This is a genomic window from Quadrisphaera sp. DSM 44207 (assembly GCF_900101335.1).
GTDB lineage: Bacteria > Actinomycetota > Actinomycetes > Actinomycetales > Quadrisphaeraceae > DSM-44207.
The window spans coordinates 351,076-374,925 of record NZ_FNKA01000001.1 but is presented as its reverse complement, the minus strand read 5'-3'; the positions used below and the strand labels follow the sequence as shown (position 1 = coordinate 374,925).

Sequence of the window (23,850 nt, the reverse complement as noted above, 5' to 3'; positions counted from 1 at the left end):
GTGAGCGAGCAGGAGCTGCTGCAGCAGGTGGCCGACGTGGGCGCGAGGACGGTGTTCGGGGAGCCCGTCCAGGTGGACGGCGTCACGGTGATCCCCGTGGCCCGGGTCCGGGGCGGTACGGGCGGCGCTGCCGGCGGCGGCACGTCGCAGGAGCCGGCGCCCGAGGGCCCGAGGCAGGAGGGCTCGGGCTTCGGGTACGGGTTCGGGGCGCGCCAGGCCGGGGTCTACGCCGTCCGGGACGGGCAGGTCACGTGGCACCCGGCCCTGGACGTCACCCGGATCGTGCAGGGCGGGCAGGCCGTGGGCGCCCTGGCCCTGCTCGTGGTCGGGCTCGTGGTGGTCGCGCGCTCCCGTCGTCCGCGCCGCTGAGGCCGAGGGCCGGGGTCAGGGCCGGTGCGGCTCGTCGCGGGCGGCGTCCTCGGCGAGGGCCCGCACCGTCTCCAGCGTGACCCACAGGTCGCCCTGCACGAGCTGCTCCAGCGCCATGAGGTCCTCGCTCGGAACGGCGCCGAAGCACTGCTCGTGCAGCAGGAAGTCGGCGTCCAGCCACAGGCGCCCCAGCACGGTGCGGCGGCCCGCGGCGTCCGCGGCCTGGTGGACGAGGAAGGGCTCCGGGCGGCTGCCCGGCGGGCCGGCCAGCGCGGCGTAGCGGCGCAGCGGGACGTCGTCGACCTCGAGCCCGGGCAGGACCCGCGCCAGCAGCGCCGACTGCTCCGGGCTGCTGCGGAAGAGCAGCGACACGTCCGGCGCGAGCGGGTCCGCGGCGGTGGCGCGGCGGCCGAGGAGCTCCTCGTGGACGGCGCGCAGCTCGGCGAGGGTGAGGTCCTGCACGACGTCGCGCTCGACGGTGGCCCGGGTGATCGCCTCCGTCTCCCGCACGACGCGCAGCGCCGTCTCGGCGATGCGGCCGTGCGGGCCGATCTCGTGGCGGCGCAGGCGCTCGCGGTCCTGCTCGTCCGGCGCCTGTCCCGTCAGCCGCAGGAGCAGGCGCCGGCGCCGCGGCGACGCCTCGTAGGCGAGCATCGCCGCCCGCAGCCGCGCCAGCTCCTCGTCGTGCCCGTCGTCCGCCACCACCCCTCCCGCGCCGGCGTCACCGCTCGTCGGCACCCGCCATGCTCGCGCCGCGCCGTGCCGGGGGCAACGGGCGGGCCGCGCCGCGGGGGCGTCGGCGCCCGGTGGCGCGGGCGAGCCCGATGACCGCCGCGGTGGTGGCGGCGAGCGCGGCCGCCGCGGCGAGGGCGCCGAGCGGTTCGGTGACGACGAAGACGGGGATGGCGCGGTCGGGCACGGCGACGGCCCCGATGGCGGAGCCCAGGAGCCCGAGGTAGCAGCCGCGCATGTTCCCGCGGTGCCCGCGGACGTCGTGACGGCGGGCGGCGCGCACGCCGAGGACGAGGCTGACCAGGGTCACCACGGACAGCACGTGCAGCAGGCTGAGCCGGCCGTCGCGCAGGTCGCGGAGGGCGAAGGAGCTCGTCGCGACGAACGCCATGCCCGCGACCCAGGCCCAGCCCGCCGCGCGGTGGGCGGCGTCGCCCCTGCGGCGGCGCAGCAGCACCCAGGCGCCCAGGCCCACGCACACCAGGGCGGTGCTCGCGTGGGCGACCAGCAGGAGGACCTCTCCGGTCGTGCTCACGGGACCAGCCTGGGCGCACCGGGCAGCGGCGTCATCGGCCCCGCGAACGCGCCGGCCCCGTCCTCCGGGACGAGACCCGAGCGTTCTGGCAGGCGGAGGAGGACGCGGCCCAGAACGCGTCCGCGCCCTGGGCCTGCGGCGTCTGCCCTCAGCGGACGCTCCTTGCGCTCCCGGGGCGCGCCGGACGGCGCGGAGCTCGTGCGCGCCGACCGCGAGCGCCCGGAGGCGCACCAGGCGGTGACCGGCACCGACTGGGACCTCGTCGTCGACGTCGCCCGCCAGCCCGGGCACGTGCGCACCGCGGTGGCCGCGCTCGCCGACCGCACGAGGACGTACGTCTTCGTCTCCTCGGGCAACGCCTACGCCGACCACCGCAGACCCGGCCAGACCGAGGACGGCGCGCTGCTGCCCCCGCTGGCCGGGGACGCGACGGAGAGCGTGGAGTCGTACGGATCCGCCGAGGTCGCGTGCGAGCAGCACGTGCTGGGCGCGTTCGGCCCCGACCGGGCGCTGGTGGTGCGGGTGGGCCTGATCGGCGGCCCGGGTGACCCCTCCGACCGCACCGGCTACTGGCCCTGGCGCTTCGCCCACCCGGCGGCCGCGGACGGCGCGGTGCTCGTCCCCGACGACCCGGACCTGCCCACGCAGGTCCTCGACGTCCGCGACCTGGCCGCGTGGCTGGTCGAGGCGGGCGCGCGGGGGCTCAGCGGCGTCCTCAACGCCACCGGCGAGACCCTGCCGCTGGCCGGCGACCTCGCGCTCGCGCGCGAGGTCGCCGGGCACACCGGCCCCGTCGTGCGCGCCGACCCGCGGTGGCTGCTCGACCACGGGGTGGGGGAGTGGATGGGGGAGCGGTCGCTGCCGCTGTGGCTCGCCGACCCCGACTGGCGCGGCTTCAGCGCCGCCGACAGCAGCCGGGCCCGCCGTGCCGGGCTGCTCCCCCGCCCCCTGGAGCAGACGCTGGCGGACGTCCTGGCGGAGGAGGAGTCGCGCCCGCCCGCCGCGGCGCGCCGCGGGGCTGTCCGACGCCGACGAGCGCGCGCTGCTGCGCGCGTTCGGGCACGGCTCGCCGGCGAGCGTCCCGCTGCTGTCCTGACCGACCCACCTCGCCGACAGCTCCTCCTGCCGGGCGGGGCGGGGGTCGGCCGCAAGACCGACGCGCCCCGCGGGATGATGTCCGGGACCGCACGCACCACCGGAGCACTCCCGACGAGAGGATGCACCGCCCGTGGGCACCACGGCCGCGCCCTCGCAGACGCGGACGCCGTCCCGGCAGGCGTCCGCCCGCCCGAGCGGGCTCGCTCCCGTGCACCGCCGCGCCCTCAAGCACCCGCGCCTGGCGCAGTACCACCGGCTGACCCTCGCGGTCCTCCTGGCCAACCTCGCCGTGCTCGCGCACTCCCTGCACCGCGGGAGCTGGCGGCTCGAGGACGGCAGCGCGCTGTCGGGAACCTCGGCCCTCGTCCTCGTCAACTTCGCGGCGGCGGTCCTCATCCGCTCCCAGCACGTGGTCAACGCGCTGTTCCGCCTCGCGGGGAGGGGACCGCGCTCGTGGCCGCTGTGGCTGCGGTGGGCGATCTCGAAGATCTACCACGTCGGCGGCATCCACGTGGGGGCCGCGATCGCCGGCACGGCCTGGCTCGCCGGCTTCGCCGCCACCGCCACCGCGGCGCACCGGCGCGGTCTGCACGTCTCCGCTCCCGTCCTGGCCACCGCGCACGTCCTGGTGGCCCTGACGGTGCTGATCGTCGTCTGCGCCCTGCCGCCCACCAGGAGGCGGGCGCACGACCTGTTCGAGGCCTCGCACCGCTTCGGCGGCTGGGCCGCGGTCGCGCTGTTCTGGGTGCTGGCGGTGGCCCTGGAGCTGGACCACCGGGGCGCCGAGCCGCCGCTGGAGGCCCTCGCCTCCAGCTGGCGGATCTGGCTCCTGGTGCTCGTGACGGCGAGCGTCGTGCTGCCGTGGGTGCGGCTGCGCCGCGTCCCGGTCAGCGTGCAGCGGCTGTCCTCGCACGCGGCGGTGGCGACGTTCGACCACACGACGCCGCCGCTGGGCGCCAACCTCGGCATCAGCCGCTCCCCCCTGTGGCAGTGGCACTCCTTCGCGACCGTGCGCACCCCCGGGCGGTCCGGGTTCCGGCTGCTGATCTCGCGGGCGGGCGACTGGACCGGCAGGTTCATCGACGACCCGCCTCGCCACGTGTGGGTGCGGGGCACCCCGGTGGCCTCCCTGGCGCGGGTGGAGCCGTTGTACGAGCGCATCGTCTACGTCGTCACCGGCAGCGGGCTGGGACCCTGCTTCGGCCAGATCCTGGGCTCCCCGGTCCCCATCCGGCTCGTGTGGTCGGTCAGGAGCCCGCGGGCCACCTACGGCGACGCCCTGGTCGACGAGGTCGAGGCGGCGCAGCCGGACGCCGTCATCTGGGACACCACCACGCGCGGCAAGCCGAACCTGCTGAGGCTGACCGTGGGGGCGTGCCGGGACTTCGGCGCGGACGCCGTCTTCGTCGTCAGCAACGAGCCGACCACCCGGCGGCTCGTGCACGGCCTGGAGCGCCTCGGCATCCCGGCCTTCGGCCCCATCTTCGACTCCTGATCCCGACCACCGGTCCCCGACCGCCGGTCCCCAGCGCATCCACGGAGGGATGACATGCCCCACCCCATCGACGTCCCGGCGCGCGAGCACGCGCGGGAGGTCCCCGCGGAGGTCTTCAACGCGGCCGGCTACCTGGTCGACCGGCACGTGGCGGCCGGGGACGGCGCCCGGGTCGCGGTGCGCTGCGGCGCGGAGCGCGTGACGTACCAGGAGCTGCAGGAGCGCTCGGCGCGGTTCGCCGCCGGCCTGGCCACCCTGTCGGTGCGCGAGGGCGACCGCGTGGTGCTCGTCGTCGCGGATCGCACGGAGCTGCTCGTGGGGCTCCTGGGCGCGTGGCGGCACGGCGCCGTCGCCGTTCCGGTCTCCACGATGCTCACCGGCGACGACCTGGCCGCCGTGCTGGTCGACTGCGGCGCGCGGGTCGTGGTCGTCTCACCGGAGTGCGCCGACGTCGTCTCGCGGGCGGCCCCGCAGGCGGCGGAGCTGGAGCACGCGGTGACCGTCGGGGGAGCCGGCCCGACCCTGCCCGACGCCGTCGGGACGATCACGTGGGAGGAGCTGCTGGACGCCGGGCGCCGCAGCGGCGGGCCGGCGGAGCCGGCGCCCACGCCCGGGGACGCCCAGGCGCTGTGGCTGTACACCTCCGGCACGACGGGCAGGCCGAAGGCGGCGATGCACCGGCACGCGAGCATCCGCACCGTGTGCGAGGGCTACGCGCACCAGGTGCTGGGCATCGGGCCGGACGACGTGTGCTACTCGGTGGCGAAGGTCTTCTTCGCCTACGGCCTGGGCAACAGCGTGCTGTTCCCCCTGTCGGTGGCGGCCACGACGGTCCTGGAGCCGCGGCGCCCCACCCCGCAGGTCGTCCGCGAGGTCGTCGCCGAGCACGCCCCGACGCTGTTCTTCTCCGTCCCGACCTCCTACGCCGCGATGCTGGCCGAGGGGCTCCCGCGCCAGGCGCTGGCGGGCGTGCGCCTGGCGGTGTCCGCGGGCGAGGTCCTCCCGGCCGCGCTGGGACGCCGCGTCAGCGAGCACTTCGGGGTCGAGGTGCTGGACGGGATCGGCTCCACCGAGGCCCTGCACATCTTCTCGTCCAACCGCGCCGGCGCGGTGCGGCCGGGGACCGCGGGCACCCCCGTCCCCGGGTACGACCTGCAGCTGCGCGACGAGCGGGGCGACGTCGTGCCCGACGGGGTCCCCGGAGCCCTGTTCGTGCGGGGCAGCTCCATCGCGAGCGGCTACTGGCGCCGTCCCGAGGCGACCCGGTCGGTGTTCCGGGGCGAGTGGCTGGCCACGGGCGACACCTGCGTGCGGTCCGCGGACGGCGCGTACACCTGGCTGGGGCGCTCGGACGACATGATCAAGGCCGGGGGCATCTGGGTCTCGCCCACGGAGGTCGAGGGGCACCTGCTCCAGCACCCCGACGTGGCGCAGGCCGCCGTCGTCGCGATGGTCGACGAGGACGGCCTGGACAAGCCGGTGGCCTGCGTCGTCCCGGCGCCGGGCTCGCGCCCGGACCCGGACGCGCTGGTCGACTGGTGCCGCGAGGGCCTGGCGGGCTTCAAGCGACCCCGGGCGGTGTTCCTGGTGGAGGACCTGCCGAAGACGACGACCGGGAAGGTGCAGCGCTTCCGCCTGCGCCAGGACGTCGACTCCCGCCTCGGCCGGCCGCGTTCCGGACGGGCCTGAGCGCAGGCGTCGCTCGACCGCGCCGACGACGGGAGGCCCGCACGTCCACCGGCGCCGCCCGGGGACGCGTCCGCCGCGCGGGTTTGCCCTGCGGGAGGCCGGGTAGCGCAGGGCATGAGCACGCCAGCGGTCCGTCCCCTCGCCCTCGTCACCGGCGCCTCCAGCGGCATCGGCCTCGAGCTGGCCCGGCAGTTCGCCACGCACGGCTTCGACCTCGTGGTCGCCGCCGAGGACGCCGGGCTGGAGGCGGCGGCGCAGGACCTGCGCGGCACCGGCGCCGCGGTGGAGGCGGTGCGGGTCGACCTCGCGACGGCCGACGGGGTCGAGGAGCTGCACCGGCGCGCCACCGCGGGCGGGCGCCCGGTCGCGGCCGCCGCGCTCAACGCGGGCATCGGCTCCGGCGGCCCGTTCGCCGAGACCCCGCTGGAGCGCGAGCTGCGCCTCGTCGACCTCAACGTCCGCGGCACCGTGCACCTGGCGAAGCTGGTCGTGCGCGACATGGTGCCCCGCCGCGAGGGCCGCATCCTCATCACGTCCTCGATCGCGTCGACGATGGCCGGCCCGTTCGCGGCCGTCTACAACGCCTCGAAGTCCTTCGACCAGTCCTTCGCGCTCGGGCTGCGCGCCGAGCTGGAGGACTCCGGCATCACCGTCACCTCGCTCATGCCCGGCCCGACGGACACGGACTTCTTCGAGCGCGGCGACCTCACCGACACGAAGCTCGGCACCACCGGCCTGAAGGACAGCCCGGCGGACGTCGCCCGGCAGGGCTTCGAGGCCCTCATGGCGGGCCGCGAGCGCGTCGTCGCGGCGTCCCTGACGACGAAGCTGCAGGCCTACAGCAGCCGGTTCCTCCCCGACAGCGCGAAGGCGGCCCTGCACAAGGTCATGGCCCGCCCCGGCTCGGCGCGCTAGGAGCAGGCGCCGGAGCGGGCGGACCCGCGCTCACCCGGGTCGGTCACCGGGCCGCCGGGGCGGGCGCGGGGGCCGGTGCCGGCCCGCGGTCCAGTGTGCGCTCCGGGACGTCGTGCACCTGCAGGCCGAGGCGGCCGCGGGTGGCCACCAGCAGCACCACGGCCACCGCGGTGGCGGCGATCAGCATCACGTGCAGCGTGTCGCGCGAGGGGTCCAGGCCGGGGAAGGCCTGCAGCCAGATCAGCGAGCAGAAGGTGTTGATGCTCGCGTGCAGCACCATCACGATCGGCAGGCTCTGCTGGGTGCGGTTGAACACCCAGGTCATCACGATGCTGACCGGCACGGCGGCGGCGACGAACTCCGCCGGCTCCACCCAGCTCACGTCCGGGTACCCGCCCCAGTCGGCGGTGAGGAACATCGGCAGGTGCCAGGCGCCCCACAGCACGCCCAGGACGGTGGTGCCGAGCACCGGGCCGAAGGAGCGCTGCAGGCGGGGCAGGGCGAAGTCGCGCCAGCCCGGCTCCTCGGCGGCCGCGGTGGTCACCAGCTGCATCACCAGCACCGGCAGGTAGGCCACCAGCGCCACCGCGGGCACCGGAGCAGCGCCCTCCCACGCCCCGGGCAGGACGATCGTGGCCAGCAGGATCGCCGCCGGCACGCCCGTGAGCACCGCCGCGTACCAGCGCCACCCCACCCGCCAGTGCGTCAGGCGGCGCGCCCAGGCGCGCAGCCCGGCCCGGCCCTCGACGACGGCGGTGACGGTGAACGCGGCGCCCAGCGGGCCCACGTAGGCGCCGGGCAGCATGCCGGCCAGCTGCGTGTTGCCCAGCAGCTCGGGGTAGCGCAGGTCCAGCACCCCGAGGCCGTGGACGGACAGGACGTAGGGCAGCCAGGCGGCCCAGCTGAGCCCGAACGCCAGGGCGAAGAAGGTCACCGTCGGGTGGCGGCGGACCAGGCCGAGCAGCCCGGTGCCGCTGCGGCCGGTGCCGCCGCGGCCGGCGTGCGGGTCGGTGCGGGAGCTGGTGGACGTGCTCACGGGGTCCTCCTGGGGAACGGGTCCGGCTGGACGGGAGTGCGCACCGGCCCGGTGCCGGTGGGTGCGTGCCTCGAGCACACCAGCGGCGCCGCTGCCGGGTCACTCCCGCAGGCCGCCGGACTCGCGGTAGCGCCAGCACCACCGGGGTCGGCGCGACGGGCTGGTGGGCGGGCACCGGCAGCGGGCCTGCGGCACGATGCCGGAGGGTCCCGACCACCCGTCGGAGGAGACGACATGGCCACCCGGAACGTCCTGTGCTTCGGTGACTCGCTGACGTGGGGCTGGGTGCCGAAGGACCCCCCGGTCCCCAGCGAGCGCTTCGGCCCCGACGTGCGCTGGACCGGCGTGGTGGCCCGGCTGCTGGGGGACGGGTACCGGGTCCTGGAGGAGGGCCTCAGCGGCCGCACCACGACCGCCGACGACCCGACCGACCCCCGCCTGAACGGCTCGCGGCACCTGCCGGGCGCGCTGGCGACGCACCTGCCGCTGGACCTGGTGGTCCTGATGCTGGGGACCAACGACACCAAGGCGCTGCTGCGGCGCTCCCCGTTCGAGATCGCCACGGGCGTCTCGGTGCTGCTGGACCAGGTCGCGGCCTCCGCCGGGGGGGTCGGGACGGCCTACCCGGCCCCTCGGGTCCTGGTCGTCTGCCCGCCGCCGCTGGGCGACGTCGCGGACCCGTGGTTCCGGGAGGTCTTCGCCGGCGCCCGGGAGAAGACGCTGGCGCTGCCCGCGCTGTACCGGGCCGTCGCCGGCTTCAGCGGAGCCTCGTTCTTCGACGCGGGCTCCGTCATCAGCACCGACGGGGTGGACGGCGTCCACCTCACCGAGCAGAACAACCGCGACCTGGGCGAGGCGCTCGCGCCGGTGGTGAGGGACGCCCTGTCCTGAGGGCGTCAGCGCGCCTGCGGCGACCCGGCGGGTGGCGCGTCGTCCTCGGCGCGGCTGCGCTTGGGCCTGGCCCGCACGTGCGCCCGCTCGCCCTGGGGCCCGACGAGCAGGAGCAGCTCGGCGGGCTCGGAGCCCGGGTTGGCCATGGCGTGCGGGGTGCGGGTGTCGAACTCGGCGACCTCGCCGGCGGTCAGCTCCAGGTCGTGCCCGCTCAGGTGCAGGCGCACCCGCCCGTCGAGGACGTAGAGCCACTCGTAGCCCTCGTGCACCTGCGGCTCGTGCGGGCGCCGCGGCCACCCGGCGGGCACGACGAACTTGTAGGCGCGGATGCCGCCCGGGCGGCGCGTCAGCGGGATGACGGTCAGGCCGTTGCGGACCACCGGCCGGGCATGCACGCGCGGATCACCCGTGGCGGGTGCGTCGACCAGCTCGTCCAGCTGCACCTGGTGGGCCCGCGCCAGGAGCAGCAGGAGCTCCAGGGTGGGGCGGCGTCCGCCCGACTCCAGGCGCGAGAGGGTGCTGACCGAGATGCCGGTGGCCTCCGACAGGTCCGACAGCGTCATGTCCCGCTGCTGGCGCAGGGTGCGAAGCCGCGGCCCCACCGCCGACAGCACCGGTTCCAGCGAGCCCTCGTCGTCCATCCGCTCATCGTGCCGTTGTGGCAAAGACGTTCGTCAAGCGCGCCCGGGCTGTCGGACAGTCCTCCCCGTGCTCCCGCGATCGAGCGGGAGGCGCGAGCGAGGAGGGGCGATGGGCGCGGGCGGTGGTGCGGACGGGCAGGCCGAGGGCTTCTGGGAGGCCCACTACCGCCGCTCCCCGCGGGTCTGGACCGGTCGGGCGAACGCCGTCCTGGCCGACGTCGCCGCGCCGCTGGCGCCCGGCACGGCGCTGGACCTCGGGTGCGGCGAGGGCGGGGACGCCGTCTGGCTGGCCCGGCGCGGCTGGCGGGTGACGGCCGTCGACGTCTCGGCCACCGCCCTGGCGCGCGTTCGCGAGCACGCCGCCGCCGCGGGCGTCGGCGACCGCGTGGTCGCGCGGCAGCACGACCTCGCGAGGACCTTCCCCGCGGGCGCCTACGACCTGGTGGCCGCCTCCTACCTGCAGTCGCCCGTGCACCTCCCGCGCACCGCGGTGCTGCGGGCGGCCGCCGGCGCCGTGGCGCCCGGAGGGCTGCTGCTGGTCGTCGAGCACGCGTCGGTGCCGCCGTGGTCCTGGGCCGACCCCGGCACGCGGTTCCCGGCCCCCGAGGAGGTGCTGGCCTCCCTGGACCTGCCGCCCGCGACGTGGCACCCCGAGCGCGTCGGGGCCTTCCAGCGCGAGGCCACCGGCCCCGGCGGGCAGCGCGCTGCGGTCACCGACACCGTCCTCGCCGTCCGGCGCGCGGGCGCCGCCTGACCCGGCGCTCCCGGTCGGCCGGCGGCGGTGTGGTCCCGCCCCGCGCGGGTACGACGGGGGGCACTGCTGCCTCGGTTGAGCCCCCAGCCGAGGAGCCGGTGAGCCGTGCGGGTCGATGACCGCTCGCCACGGCGAGGAGGGGAAGGCGGCCTGATGAGCAGAGTGGGAACCGCGACGGTGATCGCGGTGGGTGCCGGTGGCGTCGTGGCGGTCCGCGCCGCGCGGCGGGCAGCCGCGGCGGACGGCGGCGCGGGCAGGGCCGGTGGCACCCGCTGGCAGGCGGTGACCGTCTACGCGGACCCGGACGAGGTGGCGCCCGGCGGCAGGCTGCCGGAGCCGCTGGCCGCCCTGGGCGAGCGGGTCGAGACCCGGATCAGCCCCGCCCCCGGCGGCAGGGGCACCGAGGTCGCGGCCCGGCTGCGCCGCCCGGCGCCGACCGGCCTCGCCGGCGCGCTGGCGCGGGTGCTGGACGAGGACCCCCGCCAGGACCTGCGCTCGGCGCTGCGCCGGGCGAAGCAGCTGGTGGAGGTGGGCGAGGTCCTCGTCGTCGACCCCGTCCCCCACGGGGAGCGGTCCGCGATCGGCACCGCGGTGATCGGCACGGCCACCCGGCGCGCCGGGCGGGAGGGCGTGCTGTGAGGGCCCTGACCTGGCGCGGCGTGAACGAGGTCGGCGTCGAGGACGTCGACGAGCCACGGATCCTCAACACCCACGACGTCATCCTCAGGGTCGACCTGACCACCACGTGCGGCTCCGACCTGCACCTGCTCGGCGGGTACATCCCCGCGATGCGGGCCGGCGACGTCCTCGGCCACGAGTTCATGGGCACCGTCGTCGAGGTCGGGACGTCGGTGACGAAGCACCGGGTCGGCGACCGGGTCGTCGTCACCTCCTTCATCAGCTGCGGGAGGTGCTGGTACTGCGCGCACGAGATGTTCTCGCTGTGCGACAACGGCAACCCCAACCCGGCGCTGACCGAGGGGCTGTGGGGGTACGCCGTCGGCGGGTGCTTCGCGTACTCCCACGCCCTGGGCGGGTTCGCGGGCAGCCACGCCGAGTACGTGCGGGTGCCCTACGCCGACGTCGGCGCGTTCGCCGTTCCCGACGGGGTCTCCGACCTGACCGCCCTGTTCGCCTCCGACGCGGTGGTGACGGGGTGGACGGGCGCCGACCAGGCGGGGGTGGCGCCGGGTGACGTCGTCGCCGTCTGGGGCGCCGGCGGGGTCGGGCAGATGGCCGCCCGCAAGGCGATGCTCATGGGCGCCGAGAAGGTGGTGGTCATCGACCGGCTCGAGAACCGCCTCGCGCAGGTCGCCGAGCACATCGGCGCCGAGGTCCTGAACTACGAGAGGACCACGGTCGCCGCCGAGCTGCGGGAGATGACCGCCGGGCGCGGGCCCGACGTGTGCATCGAGGCGGTGGGGATGGAGGCGCACTCCAACGGGCCCCAGTTCCTGTACGACCAGCTCAAGCAGCAGCTGCGGCTGCAGACCGACCGGCCCACCGCCGTGCGCGAGGCGGTCCACGCCTGCCGCAAGGGCGGCACGGTCTTCACCCTGGGGGTCTTCGCCGGCCTGGTCGACAAGTTCCCCCTCGGGGCCGTGATGAACAAGGCCCTCACCCTGCGCGGGGCGCAGCAGTTCGGACCCCGCTACGTGCCCGAGATCCTCGAGCTGATGAGCAGCGGGCAGGTGAGGACCGAGCACCTGGCCACCCACGTGATGCCCCTCGAGGAGGGCCCGCGCGGCTACGAGATGTTCAAGAACAAGGACGACGGCTGCGTGCGCGCCGTCTTCACCCCGGGGAGCTGATCCGTGCCGAAGACCGCGCGCGCCGCTGACGACGGGCTGCGGCTGCCGGTGAGGGCCCTGTTCCTGGGCCTCGCCGGCGGCCTGCGGTCCTGGCCCCCGCTGGGGATCCTGGCGCTGAACCACGACGAGCCCTCGGTCGCGGGCCGGTGGACCCGCTGGCCGGTGCTCTCCAGCCCGTGGGGCCGAGGCGTGCTCATCGCCCTGGCGGCCGGCGAGTTCGTCGCCGACAAGCTCCCGCGCACCCAGTCCCGCCTCTCCGCGACGCCGCAGCTGTCCCGCATCGACGGGGGGATCTTCGGGCGGACCGCCGCGGACGCCCTCGCCGGGGCGGCGCTCGGGAGCACGCGACCCGGCGCGCGCTCCGTGGCCGAGGGAGCCGCCTTCGCGGCGGCGGGAGCCCTGGTCGGGAACTACCTCGGGTACCACGCCCGCAGGGCGGTGGTGGAGTCGACGGGCCTGCCCGACCCCGTCGTCGCCGTCGTCGAGGACGCCGTCGCGGTCGTGGTGCTCAGCGCCGTGGTCCGCACCGGCCGACCGGCCGGCTGACCGGCTGACCGGCTGACCGGTCCGGTCAGCCGACGAGGACGACGTCCAGGCGGCGGGGGCCGTGCACGCCCTCGACCCGGTCGAGCTCGATGTCGCTCGTCGCGCTCGGGCCGCTGACGAACGTCAGCGGGTGCTGCGGGTCGAGCCGGGCCAGGGCCTCCGGCACGGTGCCCACCACGTCGGCCGCGGCCACCACGCACACGTGGTGGTCGGGCACGAGGGAGAGCAGCCGCCGGCCCTGGCGCGGGTCGGTGGCGTCCAGGACGATCGTGCCGGTCTCGGCGATCGCGACGGCGCTGGCGGTCACGACGGCGTCCACGGCGTCCAGGCGCTGGGCGTCCAGCGGCGCCGGGTCGCCGTCGACCAGCAGCGCCGCGGCGCACCCGGCGGTCCAGCCGGCGTCCAGGCCCGGCGGGACGGCGACCGAGGCGGCGTCCGCGAGCAGGTCGGCGACGAGCGCGGCGACGCCGCCGGGGCCGGTGCGGTGCACCGCGGCGCGGTAGTCCTCCACGCGCTCGACCAGCAGCTCGACCACCGCGGCGCTGCCGGGCGCGTGCTCGCCGCGGGCCCGGTAGCGCCGCGGGACGGCCGCGACGCCGCCCGCGGGCGCCCCGGCGTCGCGGGCGGCGCGCAGCCGCGCGAGCACCTCCTCGCGCGCGCTCACGCGCCGGCCCCCTCGCCGTCGTGCCCGCGGTCCGCCGCGCCGTCGCCGCGCGTGCGCGCCCACCACTGCCGGAACGTCTCCTCCGGAGGGGCGGGGACGTCGCGGCTGGCGGTCCACCGCGACGCCGGCCACGGCAGCGCCGTGATCCGGCCCGTGCGGCCGGCCACCAGGCGCCCGGCGCCGAGCACCCTCTCCGCCGCGGCGAAGCGGCCGGGGGAGGTCATCGCCGCGGCGGCCGCCCGCATCGCCAGGTCCTGCCCGGTGGGGCGGGTGTGCGCCGCGACGGACGCCGCCCGCTGCTGCATGAGCAGGCCCGGGATGTCGATGCGCACCGGGCACGCGTCGAAGCACGCCCCGCACAGGGAGGAGGCGTAGGGCAGCGAGGCGTTCGGGTCGTGCGCGCCGTCGATGCCGGTCAGCTGCGGGGTGAGCACCGCCCCGATCGGCCCGGGGTAGACCGACCCGTACGCGTGGCCGCCCGCGCGCTCGTAGACCGGGCAGACGTTCAGGCACGCCGAGCAGCGGATGCAGTGCAGCGCCGAGCGGCCCTGCTCGTCGGCCAGCACGGCGGAGCGGCCGTTGTCGAGCAGCACGAGGTGGAACTCGGCCGGCCCGTCACCGGGCGTGACGCCCGTCCAGGTGGAGGTGTAGGGGTTCATCCGCTCGCCCGTGGACGAGCGCGGCAGCAGCTGCAGGAACACCTCCAGGTCGCGCCAGGTCGGCACGACCTTCTCCACGCCCATGAGGGTGATCAGGGTGCGCGGCAGCGTCAGGCACATGCGCCCGTTGCCCTCGGACTCCACGACCGCGAGCGTGCCGGTCTGCGCGACCGCGAAGTTGGCGCCGCTGACCGCCACCCCCGCGGACAGGAACGTGCGGCGCAGGTGCTCTCGGGCGGCCATGGCCAGGCGGCGCGGCTCGTCGGTCAGGGAGGGGTCGACGTCCGGCATCTCGCGCAGGAAGATCTCGCGGATCTCCGCGCGGTTGCGGTGGATCGCCGGCACGAGGATGTGGCTGGGCGCGTCGTGGCCGAGCTGGACGATGAGCTCGGCCAGGTCGGTCTCCACCGGGGCGACGCCCGCGGCCTCGAGGGCCTCGTTCAGGCCCGTCTCCTGCGTGGCCATGGACTTGACCTTCACGACCCGGTCGGCGCCGGTGGCGCGCACGAGGTCGGTGACGACCGCGTTGGCCTCCGCGGCGTCCCGGGCCCAGTGCACGACGCCACCGCGGGCCGTGACGGCCTCCTCCAGCTGCTCCAGCAGCTCCGGCAGCCGCGCCATCACGTCCGCCTTGATCGCGGACCCGGCGGCGCGCAGCTCCTCCCAGTCGGGCACCTCGGCGACCACCCGGGCCCGCTTGCCGCGGATGACGGAGGTGGCCCTGCCGAGGTTGCGGCGCAGCTGGGTGTCCGCGAGCGCCGCGCGCGCCGCCTGCGGGAACGGCGCCTGCCCGCGCAGGTGCCCCACGCCGGCCGGCGCGTGCACCGGGGGGTCGGGAGCGGTCATCGCTGGGCTCCCGTCGTCCGGTCCGCGGGCGGCGCGGGCGCCGCGGCGGACGCCGGGCCGCCGCCACCGCCCTCCACGCCCGCCTCGGTGCTGTTGAGGATCTCCGCCAGGTGCACGGTGCGCACCCCGGTGCGCAGGCGCGCCAGGCCGCCGCCGATGTGCATCAGGCACGAGGAGTCCCCGGCGGTGCACACCTCGGCGCGGGTGGCGAGCACGTTGGCCATCTTGTCGGCCAGCAGAGCGGTGGAGGTCTCCGCGTTCTTGATCGCGAAGGTGCCGCCGAAGCCGCAGCAGACCTCCGCGTCGGGCAGCTCGACCAGCTCGAGGCCGCGCACGGCGCGCAGCAGCCGCAGCGGCTTCTCGCCGACGCGCAGCATCCGCAGGGAGTGGCAGGTGGGGTGGTGGGTCACCCGGTGCGGGTAGTAGGCGCCGACGTCCGTGACGCCGAGGACGTCGACGAGCAGCTCGGACAGCTCGTAGGTGCGCTGCCCGATCGCGTGCGCGGTGCGCGCCAGCCCCTCGTCCCCGGCGCGGCGGGCGACCATCGCGTGCTGGTGGCGCACGCACCCCACGCACGAGCCGGACGGCGCCACCGCGGCGTCCCAGCCGGACCCGCCCGACGGACCGGACCCGCCCGACGAACCGGAGCCGTCGAGCACGGGCTCGAAGACCGCCACGTGGTGGCGCACGACCGGCAGCGCCTGGTCCAGGTAGCCGGTGTTCACGTGCATCTGCCCGCAGCAGGTCTGGTCGGCGGGGAAGACGACCTCGTGGCCGAGCCGCTCGAGCAGCTCGACGGTGGCGCGCACGGCCCCGGGGAACATCGCGTCCCCCAGGCAGGTGGCCATCACAGCGATCCGCACGACGCCTCCTGGCTGCTCCCGCTCGTCATCGAGACGCCTCGCAGCGGGCACGACGCTAGCGGTGGGGCGTCTGCCGGTGCAACGGGACGCCGCCGCCGCTGCGCCGACCACGGCCGGTGAACCGCTGCGCCCCGGCCCGCGTCAGGCAGGATGTGGGACCCGTGCGGGAGGTCGACGACGCGGCGCTGCTGCGCCGCGCCGCGCGCGGGGACGAGGGGGCGTTCGCGGAGCTGTACGACCGGCTGGCCCCGATGGTGGTGCTGCGCCTGCGACGCCGGTGCGCCGACGACGACGTCGTCGCCGACGTGGTGCAGGAGGCGTTCGCCGCGGCCTGGCGAGGCGCCGGGTCCTGGGACGGGCGGGGGGACGTCGCGGCCTGGGTGTGGACGATCGCCGCGCGGCGGCTGGTCGACGCCTTCCGCCGCCGGGCCGCGCGGGTGCCCACCACGACCTGGGTCGTCCCCGAGAGCGGTGGCGCGGACGGCGGCGCGGACGGCGGCGCGCCCGCGGACGACCTGCTGGACCGGAGCGCTCCCGCCTCCGCCTCCGCCGAGGACCAGGTGATGGACGGCCTGCTGGCCGGTCCGCTGGAGGCGGCGGTCGCCGGCCTGTCACCGGAGCTGCGCGCGGTGCTGCAGGCGACGGTGCTGGACGGGTTGAGCGTGCGGGAGGCGGCGGTGGTGCTGGGCGTTCCGGAGGGCACGGTCAAGACGCGGGCGATGCGGGCGCGCGCGGCGCTGCGGACGGCCCTGGCATGAGCGCGCCGCGCAGGAGCGCAGGGTCGACCCCGACCGGCGTCGGCGGCGCCTGGCACGCCGGCCCGGCGCTGCTCGCCGCCTACGCCGCGGGCCGGGCCGGCGAGGTCGATGCATGGAGCCTGGAGGCCCACCTGACCTCCTGCGCCCTGTGCCGGGCGGAGCTGGCCGCGGCCCTGCACGCGGCGCCCGCCGGGCGGGCCCGCGCGCTGGTCGAGCACGGGCGCCAGCGCCTGCTGGCCGACCTGACCCCACCGCGAGGCGCCCGACCCGGGCTCTTCCGGACGGTGCCGTCCGCGCGCCCCGCGCCCGGGCTGCCGCGCCGCCCGTGGACGCGGCGCCTGCGGGGCCGCGCCGCCTGGCTGGTGCGCCCGGCCGCGCTCGTCGCGGTCGCCGTCGCGCTCGTCGTCGCGGTGGGCGTGGCCACCGCCGTCCGCCTCGCAGCTCCGGCGGGTCCTCCCGGTGCCGCGCTGCTGTGGCTGCTGGCCCCGGCGCTGCCGCTGGCCGGGGTGGCGCTGTGCTCGGCCGGGGAGGACGACCCGTGGCGCGAGGTGGTGCTCTCGACGCCGTCGGCGGGGCTGCGGCTGGTGCTGTGGCGCACCGCGGCGGTGCTGGCCGTCACCGTTCCGCTGGCCCTGCTCGCCGGCGCCGCGCTCGGCGGGGCCGGTGCCACCGCGGACGGGAGGTCCGAGCCGGTGGTGTGGCTGCTGCCGTGCCTGGCGCTGACCGCGACGACCCTGGCCGCCGGCACGCTCGTCGCCCTGGAGCGGGCTGCCGCAGGGGTCGCGGCGCTGTGGGGCCTGGCCGTCCTCGCACCCGCGGTGGCGACCGCCGGTGCCGACGCCAGAGGCGTCGTGGGTGAGCTGGCCCGGGCCGCCGCGTCGCCGGGCGGGGTGCCGCTGGTGGCCGGCGCGGGCGCCCAGGCGTCGTGGGCCCTCGTCGCGGTCGCGGCGACGGCGGTGGTGGTGGTGCGAGGTGCGTCGTACGAGCGGCTGCCGCGAGCAGCCAGGAGGAGGAACCCGTGAGCACTGCGGCGAGCACGATGAGCACCCCGGGCGGTCCCCCCGCCGGGGACGCGCCCGACCGGGGGAGCGGGGCGGTGGTCCGCGGCCTGTCCGTGGTGGTGGGGCGCCGCGGGTCGGCGCGGCGGGCCGTCGACGGCCTGCACCTGCAGCTGGGAGTCGGCGTGCACGGCCTGCTGGGGCCGAACGGGGCGGGGAAGACGACCCTGATGCGGGTCCTGGCCACCGTGGTCCCGCCCACCGAGGGGGACGTGGTCCTGCTGGGGCACGACGTGCGCGTCGCCTCCCAGCGCCGGGCGCTGCGCCGGCGCCTCGGGTACCTCCCGCAGTCCTTCGGCTACTACCCGCGGTTCACGGTGCGCGAGTTCGTGGAGTACTTCGCCTGGCTGAAGGAGGTCCCGTCCGCCCGCGCACCGCTGGCGGTGGACCGGGCGATCGAGCGGGTCGGCCTGAGCGACCGCGCCGGCAGCCGGATGAAGTCCCTCTCGGGGGGCATGCTGCGCCGCGCCGGCCTGGCGCAGGCGCTGGTCAACGACCCCGACCTGCTGCTGCTGGACGAGCCGACCGCCGGGCTGGACCCCGAGCAGCGCCTCGACCTCCGCGCCCTGCTGCGCGAGGCGGGCGTGCACGCGACCGTGCTGGTCTGCACGCACCTGGTCGAGGACGTCGCCTCCGCCTGCACCCGCGTGGCGGTGGTGGACGCCGGCCGGCTGGTCGCCACCGGCACGCCCGCGGCGCTGGCGGACGTCGGGCGCCAGGAGGAGGACGGGGACCACGAGGGCGCCTCGCCGATCGAGCGCGGCTACACGGCGCTGCTGCGCGCCCACCGCGTCGCCGGGCCGGGCGCCCCCGTCCTCGCCCTGGGCGGTGGTGCCCGGTGAGCGCGACCGCCGCCCCGACCGCGCCGTCCGCGCTGCGGGCCGGCCGTCCGCGAGGCGCCGCCGTCCGGGGCGGGCCGCTGTGGGGCCGGGTCCTGGGCACCGACCTGCGCCGCAGCGGGGCGCGGGCGGTCGGGCTGGTCGTCGCGGTCGCTGGGTCCGCGCTGGTGCTCGCGGAGGCGCTGCCGGCCACCTCCGTCGGCATCTGGTCCTCGTCCTGGGCCGGGGCCCTGTGGTGGATCGACAGCTGGGACTTCCTCTGGACCCTCCTCGCAGCGACCTCCGCCGCCTGGGTGGCGGGCCGGGAGCGGCGGCGCCGCACGGAGGAGCTGCTCGCGGTCACCCCGCGACCCGCCTGGCAGCGGGTGAGCACCACCTGGGCGGCCGTGGTCGTCGGGGTGCTGGCCGGGTGGCTGGTCCAGGCGGGCATCACCCTGGCGGCCGTCTTCCCGGAGGTCTCCTACTCCGGCGGTCGCTGGCCCGTCGTGCTCGCGCTCCTGGCCCTGGGGGTCCTGGTGGGCACCACCGTCGGCTTCGCCGCCGGGCGGATGCTCCCCGGACGGCTGGTCGCGCCCGGGGTCGCGGTGGTCGGCTTCGTGCTCCTCGCCTGGCTGCCGGCCGTGGCTCCGCAGGGACTCGCGCGGCTGCTGCCGGTGGGGTTCGCGCCCCTGTGGGAGGGCGTTCAGGTGCGCGCGGGCACGGCTGCGGGGCTGGCCGTCTGGTCCTCGGCCCTGACCGCGACGGCGCTGGTCCTGGCCGTCGCGCGGCGCCGCTGGCTGGCGCTCGTGCCCGCCGCGGCCGCCGTGGTCGCCGTCCCCGTGGTCCTGGCCGGCTCCGCCACCGAGCCGGACCCCGCCGCCCAGGCGCTGGTCTGCGCGCAGGACGCCGGGCTGCCGGTGTGCGTGCAGCAGGTGCACGCCGGGCTGCTCGACGACGCCGCACCCCTGGTGCGCGAGCAGGCGGCCGCCGTGCGGTCCCTGGTGTCGTGGTCCTCGGCGCAGGAGGCCGTGCCCGGACCCGACCAGGTCCCGCCGCCCGACGTGCTCGTGCTGCCCGGCCTCGAGAGCGAGGCCCGGCCCTTCCGCTCCGGGCTGAGCGACCCCGAGGAGTACCGCGGCGCGGTGCTCGACTCCATGGCGATCAGCACCTGCGGCCCGAACTCCGCGGCGGGGAGCGGGCGGCAGCTGCCGCCGGCCGTGCTGGTCACCGACCCCGTGGCCGCCGCCCTGCTGCGGCGGTCCGAGGTCGCGCCGGACGCCGCTCGTGCAGCGGCGGCGCTGCACGAGCGGCTGGCCGCCGACCCGGCAGCGGCGCGGGCCTGGATGCAGGAGTACCAGGTCGCCTCGCGCTCCTGCGACCTGCCGGTGCTGCAGCGGCTGGCCGGCTCGTGAGCGGTCACCGCGGTGCCCTCCTCCACGCGCGCTCACGGCACCTGGGTGCGGCCGTGGTCCTGCTGGTTCTCCTCGCCGCGGCCGTCCGGACGGCGGCGGGCGCGGGAGCGCCCGCCACGGCGGAGACCGTCCGCCTGCTCGTCGTGGTCGCCGCGCCGATGATCGCCGCGGTGGTGCTCTCGAGCACGCTGCAGGGCCCCGACGCCGCGCTCGAGCGCTGCGCGCCGCGCCTGTCCTCCCGGTGGCGCGCCGGCCACGGGTGCGTCGCCGTGGCGGTGGCCAGCGGTGCCCTCGCCTGGGCCGCCGCGCCCTCCCCGGCAGCCCTGGACGGCGCGGCGATGGCGCGCAACACCACCGGTCTGCTCGGCGCGGTGCTCCTCACCGCCGCGCTGCTGCCGTCGGTCCTCTCCTGGGTGCCGGCCGTCTCCTGGGCCGCCGTCACCTACCTCGCCGGCCCCCGCAGCGGTCGTGAGGGGTCGGAGTGGTACGCCTGGCTCCTGCAGCCCGGTGGGCTCGACGGCTCCTGGGTCGTCGCCGTCCTGCTGCTGGTCACCGGGGTGCTCGAGTACGCCGTGCGAGGACCCCAGCTCACCGCTGCACCGACCGGATGATCCCCGCTCCCCGGCGTCGAGGAGCATGCGGGAGCGGCCGATGACCTGCGGGTCTGCGGCGCCGAGCGGCGCGCGGGGGAGGAGGGGTGCGGTGAGCGGGGAGCCCTCGCCGGGTGCGCTCCGGCCGCCGCGCGCGCCGCTGCTGCGGCCACCGGACGGCCTGCTGGCCCGGCTGCGCTGGCTCTTCCTCGCCGTCGCGCTGTTCTTCACCGCCGGCGCGCTGCTGCAGACGGTCCTCGCGAGCGGGCGCCCCCCGGGGCTGCGCGCCGCCACGGTCGTGCTGCTCCTGGCCGTCGCCGGGTGGTGGGTGCGGTGCTACCGCCGCTCGCGCTTCCCCCCGGCCGGGCTGGTCCTCGAGCTCGCGGCGATCGGGCTGCACGTGTGCAGCCCCGACGACACCGTCCGCAGCGTCGGCCTGCTCTACGGCGCCGTCACCTTCCGCTCCCTCTACGGCTCCTCGCGGCAGGTGGCCGCGTACATCGCCCTGGCGATCGGCGCGTACCTGGCGGGGCTGGTGCTCGCCGTGCACCTGGGCCTCGAGCCGGACGCGGCGCTGGTGCTGCAGGGCCCCCTGCCGGGGGTCCCGGTCCTCGGCGTGGTCGTCCACCTGGTGGCGGTGGTCGGCGGGCAGGTGGAGCGGGCCGTGGGCCGTGAGCGCGTGCTCAGCCGCGCCGGCCTGGCCATCGCCCTCGCGGAGGACCCCGAGCGGGCCCGGCACGAGGGCCTGGCCGCCGTGGCCGCGCTCCTGCGGGGCGTGGACGGCGCGCGGGCGCAGGTGGTGCTCGACGGCGACCAGCACCCGCCGCCGGGAGGCTCGCGGCTGGTCCTGCCGCTGCGCACCTCCGAGGGGACGCTCGGGGACCTGGTCGTCGACAGCACCGCACCGCTGCCCGGAGAGGTCCGCGGAGCCCTGGAGGTGCTCGGCGCGCAGGTGGCCATGGGGATGCACAGGGCCGCGCTCACCGCGGACCTGCGCCACCGCGCCACCCACGACCCCCTGACCGGCCTGGCGAACCGGGCCCCCGTCGAGGAGGCGCTGCGTCGCGCGCTGTCCGACCCCGCGCGGGAGGCGGCCCTGCTGCTGCTCGACCTCGACGGGTTCAAGGGCGTCAACGACGTGCACGGGCACGCGGCCGGTGACGCGCTCCTGATCGCCGTCGCGGGGAGGCTGCGCTCCGCCGTGCGCTCGGGGGACCTGGTGGCGCGGCTGGGAGGTGACGAGTTCGTGGTGCTCCTGGCCGGGGAGGGCGCGGCACCGCAGGCGCCGATGGTGGCCGAGCGCCTGCGGCGCCGGATCAGCGCGCCGGTGCGCGTCGGCGACGTGGAGGTGACCGTGGGCGTCAGCATCGGCGTGGCCACGGCGCACCCGGGCACCACGCCGGGCGCGCTGCTGCGCGAGGCGGACGAGGCGATGTACCGCGCGAAGGCGGCCCGCGGCGAGCGGCGCCGCCGCGAGGCGTCCTCCGGTCCCCAGGACCGGAGGACGCCTCGGGCGGACACGGCGTCGCTGAGCTGACGGCGCGCCGGGAGGCGCCGCCGCGCAGTGGTCAGCGCGGTGTCAGCGCGGTGTCAGCGGGGTGCTGCGAGCTGCTCGCGGATCCAGGGGGCGAGCACGTCGGCGCGGTAGGCGGTGTCCTCGTCGGTGTGCGGGCACGGGGGTCCGCCGCTCTCGACGGCGACGAGCACCAGCTGTCCCCGGCTGACCCGGAAGTAGGGGGCGCCGGAGTCGTAGGGGCAGGCGCTGGTGTCCGGGGCGGGCGCGTAGCCGCTGACGCCGATGGTCTGGTCGGCCACGGTGCCCACCTCCACCAGCCCGGTCATCAGCTGGGAGCTGGGGGTCGGGTCCACGGAGGTGGTGGCGCCCCAGCCGGCCAGCCCGAGCACCTGGCCGGCGCGCGGTGCCCTGCTGGGCAGCGCCAGCGGGCGCACGGTCTGCACGGGCTCCGACAGCCGCGCCAGGGCGACGTCGGCGCCGTTCGGGGCCTGGCGCACGTCCACCACGGTGCGCACCTGCGCGGCGGGGTCGGTGTCGGTGGTGGCCCCGACGATCACGGTGCTGCTGGCGTACGGCGGGGGGCCGCTGACCGGGGTGCGCGCGGCGTCGTGGAAGCAGTGCCCCGCCGTCACCACCCACTCCGGCGCGACCAGGGCGCCGGAGCAGGCGCTGTCGTAGGTGCTGCCGTCGGTGCGCGGGATGCCGGTGAAGACGAACTTGGCGGCGAACCCCAGCGTTCCCGCGGGAGCCGGCACCCCGTTGGCCACCGCACGGGCCGGCGGCGCCAGGAGGACCGGCGCCAGGGCCAGGAGCACCGCGGCCAGGGCCAGGACGGCGGCGAGCGGGGGGCTGCCGGGTCGGCGTCGGTCGGGTGCCGACCCTGGTGTCGACAGGGGTGCCGGCTGCGAGGCGGAGGCGGGTGCGGCCATGGAGGTGGCCATGGAGGGGTCCTTCCCGTCGGGGCGGTGGTCACTGCGGTGTGCCACCGGAGGCGAGGGCGCGCAGCTGCTGAGCAGCCCGCCGCGGATCCATCGGGTCGTCGACGACCCGGGTGCGGGGCAGGGGCAGGGGTCGGGGCTGCTGGCAGCGGTCCAGCAGCGCTTCGAGCAGCGCTGCGCGAGCAGTGATGTCGGAGGGTCGGAGGGCCCCGGGCAGGATCCGCACCTCCACCGTGTCGCGCCCGGGCGTGTCGGTCAAGAGGGCGGTGAGGTTGACGTCGTAGTACTTCGTGATCCCGGTGGCGGCTGCGGCCGCCTGCAGCCGGGCCCAGCCGCCGGCGCCGCCCGGGCGCTCCTGCTCGACCAGGTCCAGCAGCGGCGCGGGCAGCGCCCGCAGGCGCGTGCAGGCGGGGTTGGTGCCCAGGGCCGCGCGCAGGTGGGCGCGCCAGTGGCCGAACAGGCGCACCAGGTTCGCGAACGCCCCGGCGCTGCGGAAGGGCGCGCCGTCGACGTGCAGGTGGACGGCCGCCTCGGAGGGCACGGTGAAGCCGAGCTCGCGGGCGGGGGCCAGCAGGGCCTCCAGGGCGGCCTCGTGGCCGTGCACCAGGGGAGGGGTGATCACCTCGCAGGGGCGCTCGCGGCCCGCGGCCAGGGGCGCGGCGAGCGCGATGGTGGCCCCGGCCGCGTCGCGGAGGCGCCGTGCGGGCCCGATGGTCTCCACCGGGGTGCCGAACAGGGCCGCCACGGGCTCCAGCGCCCGCGCCAGGGGAGCGGCGGGGTCGCTGTGGTCGGCGACCAGGCGCAGCAGGCGCGGGTCGTCGCTCAGCAGGCGGTACCAGTCCTGGTGCCCGCCCGCGCTGGCGGGGTCACCGGCCGGGCGCGGAGCGCGCCCGGCGGGCCCGAGCACCCGCTCGGAGGCGAGGTCGGCGACCAGGGTGATGTCGTCGACGAAGGTGGCCACTGGTGCACCGGTGGCGTCGCGGACCTCGAAGCCGGGGGTCAGGTGCCAGAAGCAGCCCATGCCGGGCACCAGGGACGGCTCGGAATCGCTGTGGAAGACCCGGCGCACCCGTCCTCCGCAGCGCGCCGCGACGGCGTCGGCGAGCGCCCGGCGGTCGCCGCCGGGCGGTGCCAGCAGCTCGACCTCGAACCCCGTCCTGCGCGTCAACCCCGTCACGACAGCCTCCTGTCCTCCGTGCTCGTGGACGCCGGTGCG

The 23,850-nt window shown here is 77.3% G+C and carries 24 protein-coding genes; 15 read left to right on the top strand and 9 right to left on the bottom strand.

Translation table 11 applies throughout. The features are described from left to right. Complete coding sequence (locus BLS82_RS01710) at positions 1 to 369, top strand: hypothetical protein (protein ID WP_092861042.1); 369 nt, start codon at positions 1 to 3, stop codon at positions 367 to 369. 15 nt (positions 370 to 384) lie between these two features. Here the strand turns inward: BLS82_RS01710 and BLS82_RS01705 are convergent, their stop codons facing one another. Beyond that, complete coding sequence (locus tag BLS82_RS01705) at positions 385 to 1,107, bottom strand: hypothetical protein (RefSeq protein ID WP_092861040.1); 723 nt, start codon at positions 1,105 to 1,107, stop codon at positions 385 to 387. Next, positions 1,091 to 1,636, bottom strand: coding sequence for a DUF2306 domain-containing protein (locus BLS82_RS15510; protein ID WP_176818874.1), 546 nt, complete (start codon positions 1,634 to 1,636; stop codon positions 1,091 to 1,093). The genes BLS82_RS01705 and BLS82_RS15510 overlap by 17 nt, the downstream gene beginning before the upstream one ends. A gap of 1,228 nt (positions 1,637 to 2,864) precedes the next feature. Here BLS82_RS15510 and BLS82_RS01695 point away from each other — a divergent pair. From BLS82_RS01695 to BLS82_RS01685, 3 genes are all read left to right on the top strand, one after another. Continuing rightward, positions 2,865 to 4,229 (top strand): ferredoxin reductase domain-containing protein, encoded by a 1,365-nt coding sequence (locus BLS82_RS01695; protein WP_218123442.1) that lies wholly within the window; start codon positions 2,865 to 2,867, stop codon positions 4,227 to 4,229. Positions 4,230 to 4,283: 54 nt separating this feature from the next. Then, positions 4,284 to 5,918, top strand: coding sequence for a benzoate-CoA ligase family protein (locus BLS82_RS01690; protein WP_092861036.1), 1,635 nt, complete (start codon positions 4,284 to 4,286; stop codon positions 5,916 to 5,918). Positions 5,919 to 6,032: 114 nt separating this feature from the next. Beyond that, on the top strand, positions 6,033 to 6,833 hold the full coding sequence (locus BLS82_RS01685; protein ID WP_092861034.1) for an SDR family NAD(P)-dependent oxidoreductase: 801 nt from the start codon (positions 6,033 to 6,035) through the stop codon (positions 6,831 to 6,833). 43 nt (positions 6,834 to 6,876) lie between these two features. Here the strand turns inward: BLS82_RS01685 and BLS82_RS01680 are convergent, their stop codons facing one another. Beyond that, positions 6,877 to 7,869 carry a CPBP family intramembrane glutamic endopeptidase gene (locus BLS82_RS01680; RefSeq protein ID WP_176818873.1) on the bottom strand — a complete coding sequence of 331 codons (993 nt, stop codon included), beginning with the start codon at positions 7,867 to 7,869 and terminating at the stop codon, positions 6,877 to 6,879. 234 nt (positions 7,870 to 8,103) lie between these two features. Between BLS82_RS01680 and BLS82_RS01675 the strand changes: the two genes are divergently transcribed. Beyond that, entirely contained in the window at positions 8,104 to 8,760 is a 657-nt protein-coding gene (locus BLS82_RS01675; protein ID WP_092861033.1) for an SGNH/GDSL hydrolase family protein, read from the top strand. Positions 8,761 to 8,765: 5 nt separating this feature from the next. On the opposite strand, the gene BLS82_RS01670 is transcribed toward BLS82_RS01675, so the two are convergent. Continuing rightward, complete coding sequence (locus tag BLS82_RS01670; RefSeq protein ID WP_092861031.1) at positions 8,766 to 9,401, bottom strand: helix-turn-helix domain-containing protein; 636 nt, start codon at positions 9,399 to 9,401, stop codon at positions 8,766 to 8,768. Between the two features lie 109 nt (positions 9,402 to 9,510). On the opposite strand from BLS82_RS01670, the gene BLS82_RS01665 reads away from it, so the two are divergent. The 4 genes from BLS82_RS01665 to BLS82_RS01650 all read left to right on the top strand — a co-directional run bounded on the left by BLS82_RS01665 (position 9,511) and on the right by BLS82_RS01650 (position 12,512). After that, positions 9,511 to 10,155, top strand: coding sequence for an SAM-dependent methyltransferase (locus BLS82_RS01665; RefSeq protein WP_092861029.1), 645 nt, complete (start codon positions 9,511 to 9,513; stop codon positions 10,153 to 10,155). Between the two features lie 153 nt (positions 10,156 to 10,308). Further along, positions 10,309 to 10,794 (top strand): hypothetical protein, encoded by a 486-nt coding sequence (locus BLS82_RS01660; protein WP_218123441.1) that lies wholly within the window; start codon positions 10,309 to 10,311, stop codon positions 10,792 to 10,794. Beyond that, complete coding sequence (locus BLS82_RS01655) at positions 10,791 to 11,966, top strand: zinc-dependent alcohol dehydrogenase (protein WP_092861027.1); 1,176 nt, start codon at positions 10,791 to 10,793, stop codon at positions 11,964 to 11,966. The genes BLS82_RS01660 and BLS82_RS01655 overlap by 4 nt, the downstream gene beginning before the upstream one ends. Before the next feature lie 3 nt (positions 11,967 to 11,969). Continuing rightward, positions 11,970 to 12,512 (top strand): DUF4126 family protein, encoded by a 543-nt coding sequence (locus BLS82_RS01650; protein ID WP_092861025.1) that lies wholly within the window; start codon positions 11,970 to 11,972, stop codon positions 12,510 to 12,512. Positions 12,513 to 12,537: 25 nt separating this feature from the next. On the opposite strand, the gene BLS82_RS01645 is transcribed toward BLS82_RS01650, so the two are convergent. Genes BLS82_RS01645 through BLS82_RS01635 form a run of 3 tightly spaced genes read right to left on the bottom strand, consistent with a single transcriptional unit; the run spans position 12,538 to position 15,544 of the window. Beyond that, positions 12,538 to 13,176: a LutC/YkgG family protein gene (locus BLS82_RS01645; protein WP_092861023.1), complete on the bottom strand. Its 639-nt coding sequence runs from the start codon at positions 13,174 to 13,176 to the stop codon at positions 12,538 to 12,540. After that, positions 13,173 to 14,681 carry a lactate utilization protein B gene (locus BLS82_RS01640; RefSeq protein WP_092861021.1) on the bottom strand — a complete coding sequence of 503 codons (1,509 nt, stop codon included), beginning with the start codon at positions 14,679 to 14,681 and terminating at the stop codon, positions 13,173 to 13,175. Before BLS82_RS01640 ends, BLS82_RS01645 begins: the two co-directional genes overlap by 4 nt. Further along, positions 14,678 to 15,544, bottom strand: a complete 867-nt coding sequence (locus BLS82_RS01635; protein WP_092861019.1) for a (Fe-S)-binding protein — start codon at positions 15,542 to 15,544, stop codon at positions 14,678 to 14,680. Before BLS82_RS01635 ends, BLS82_RS01640 begins: the two co-directional genes overlap by 4 nt. A gap of 161 nt (positions 15,545 to 15,705) precedes the next feature. Here BLS82_RS01635 and BLS82_RS01630 point away from each other — a divergent pair, with 161 nt between their 5' ends. From BLS82_RS01630 to BLS82_RS01605, 6 genes are all read left to right on the top strand, one after another. Continuing rightward, the gene (locus BLS82_RS01630) at positions 15,706 to 16,302 is read left to right on the top strand and encodes an RNA polymerase sigma factor (protein WP_092861017.1); all 597 of its coding nucleotides are present in this window, start codon (positions 15,706 to 15,708) and stop codon (positions 16,300 to 16,302) included. After that, positions 16,299 to 17,324 carry a hypothetical protein gene (locus BLS82_RS01625; RefSeq protein WP_092861015.1) on the top strand — a complete coding sequence of 342 codons (1,026 nt, stop codon included), beginning with the start codon at positions 16,299 to 16,301 and terminating at the stop codon, positions 17,322 to 17,324. The genes BLS82_RS01630 and BLS82_RS01625 overlap by 4 nt, the downstream gene beginning before the upstream one ends. Positions 17,325 to 17,341: 17 nt before the next feature. Beyond that, on the top strand, positions 17,342 to 18,202 hold the full coding sequence (locus tag BLS82_RS01620; RefSeq protein WP_092862532.1) for an ABC transporter ATP-binding protein: 861 nt from the start codon (positions 17,342 to 17,344) through the stop codon (positions 18,200 to 18,202). Continuing rightward, positions 18,199 to 19,590 carry a hypothetical protein gene (locus BLS82_RS01615; protein ID WP_092861013.1) on the top strand — a complete coding sequence of 464 codons (1,392 nt, stop codon included), beginning with the start codon at positions 18,199 to 18,201 and terminating at the stop codon, positions 19,588 to 19,590. The genes BLS82_RS01620 and BLS82_RS01615 overlap by 4 nt, the downstream gene beginning before the upstream one ends. Before the next feature lie 53 nt (positions 19,591 to 19,643). Further along, positions 19,644 to 20,201, top strand: coding sequence for a hypothetical protein (locus BLS82_RS01610; protein ID WP_092861011.1), 558 nt, complete (start codon positions 19,644 to 19,646; stop codon positions 20,199 to 20,201). A 91-nt stretch (positions 20,202 to 20,292) separates the two neighbouring features. Continuing rightward, positions 20,293 to 21,717: a GGDEF domain-containing protein gene (locus BLS82_RS01605; RefSeq protein WP_176818872.1), complete on the top strand. Its 1,425-nt coding sequence runs from the start codon at positions 20,293 to 20,295 to the stop codon at positions 21,715 to 21,717. A 53-nt stretch (positions 21,718 to 21,770) separates the two neighbouring features. Here the strand turns inward: BLS82_RS01605 and BLS82_RS01600 are convergent, their stop codons facing one another. After that, the gene (locus tag BLS82_RS01600) at positions 21,771 to 22,637 is read right to left on the bottom strand and encodes a S1 family peptidase (RefSeq protein ID WP_218123439.1); all 867 of its coding nucleotides are present in this window, start codon (positions 22,635 to 22,637) and stop codon (positions 21,771 to 21,773) included. A 28-nt stretch (positions 22,638 to 22,665) separates the two neighbouring features. Beyond that, complete coding sequence (locus BLS82_RS01595) at positions 22,666 to 23,811, bottom strand: amidoligase family protein (RefSeq protein WP_092861007.1); 1,146 nt, start codon at positions 23,809 to 23,811, stop codon at positions 22,666 to 22,668. Positions 23,812 to 23,850: the final 39 nt, after the last annotated feature.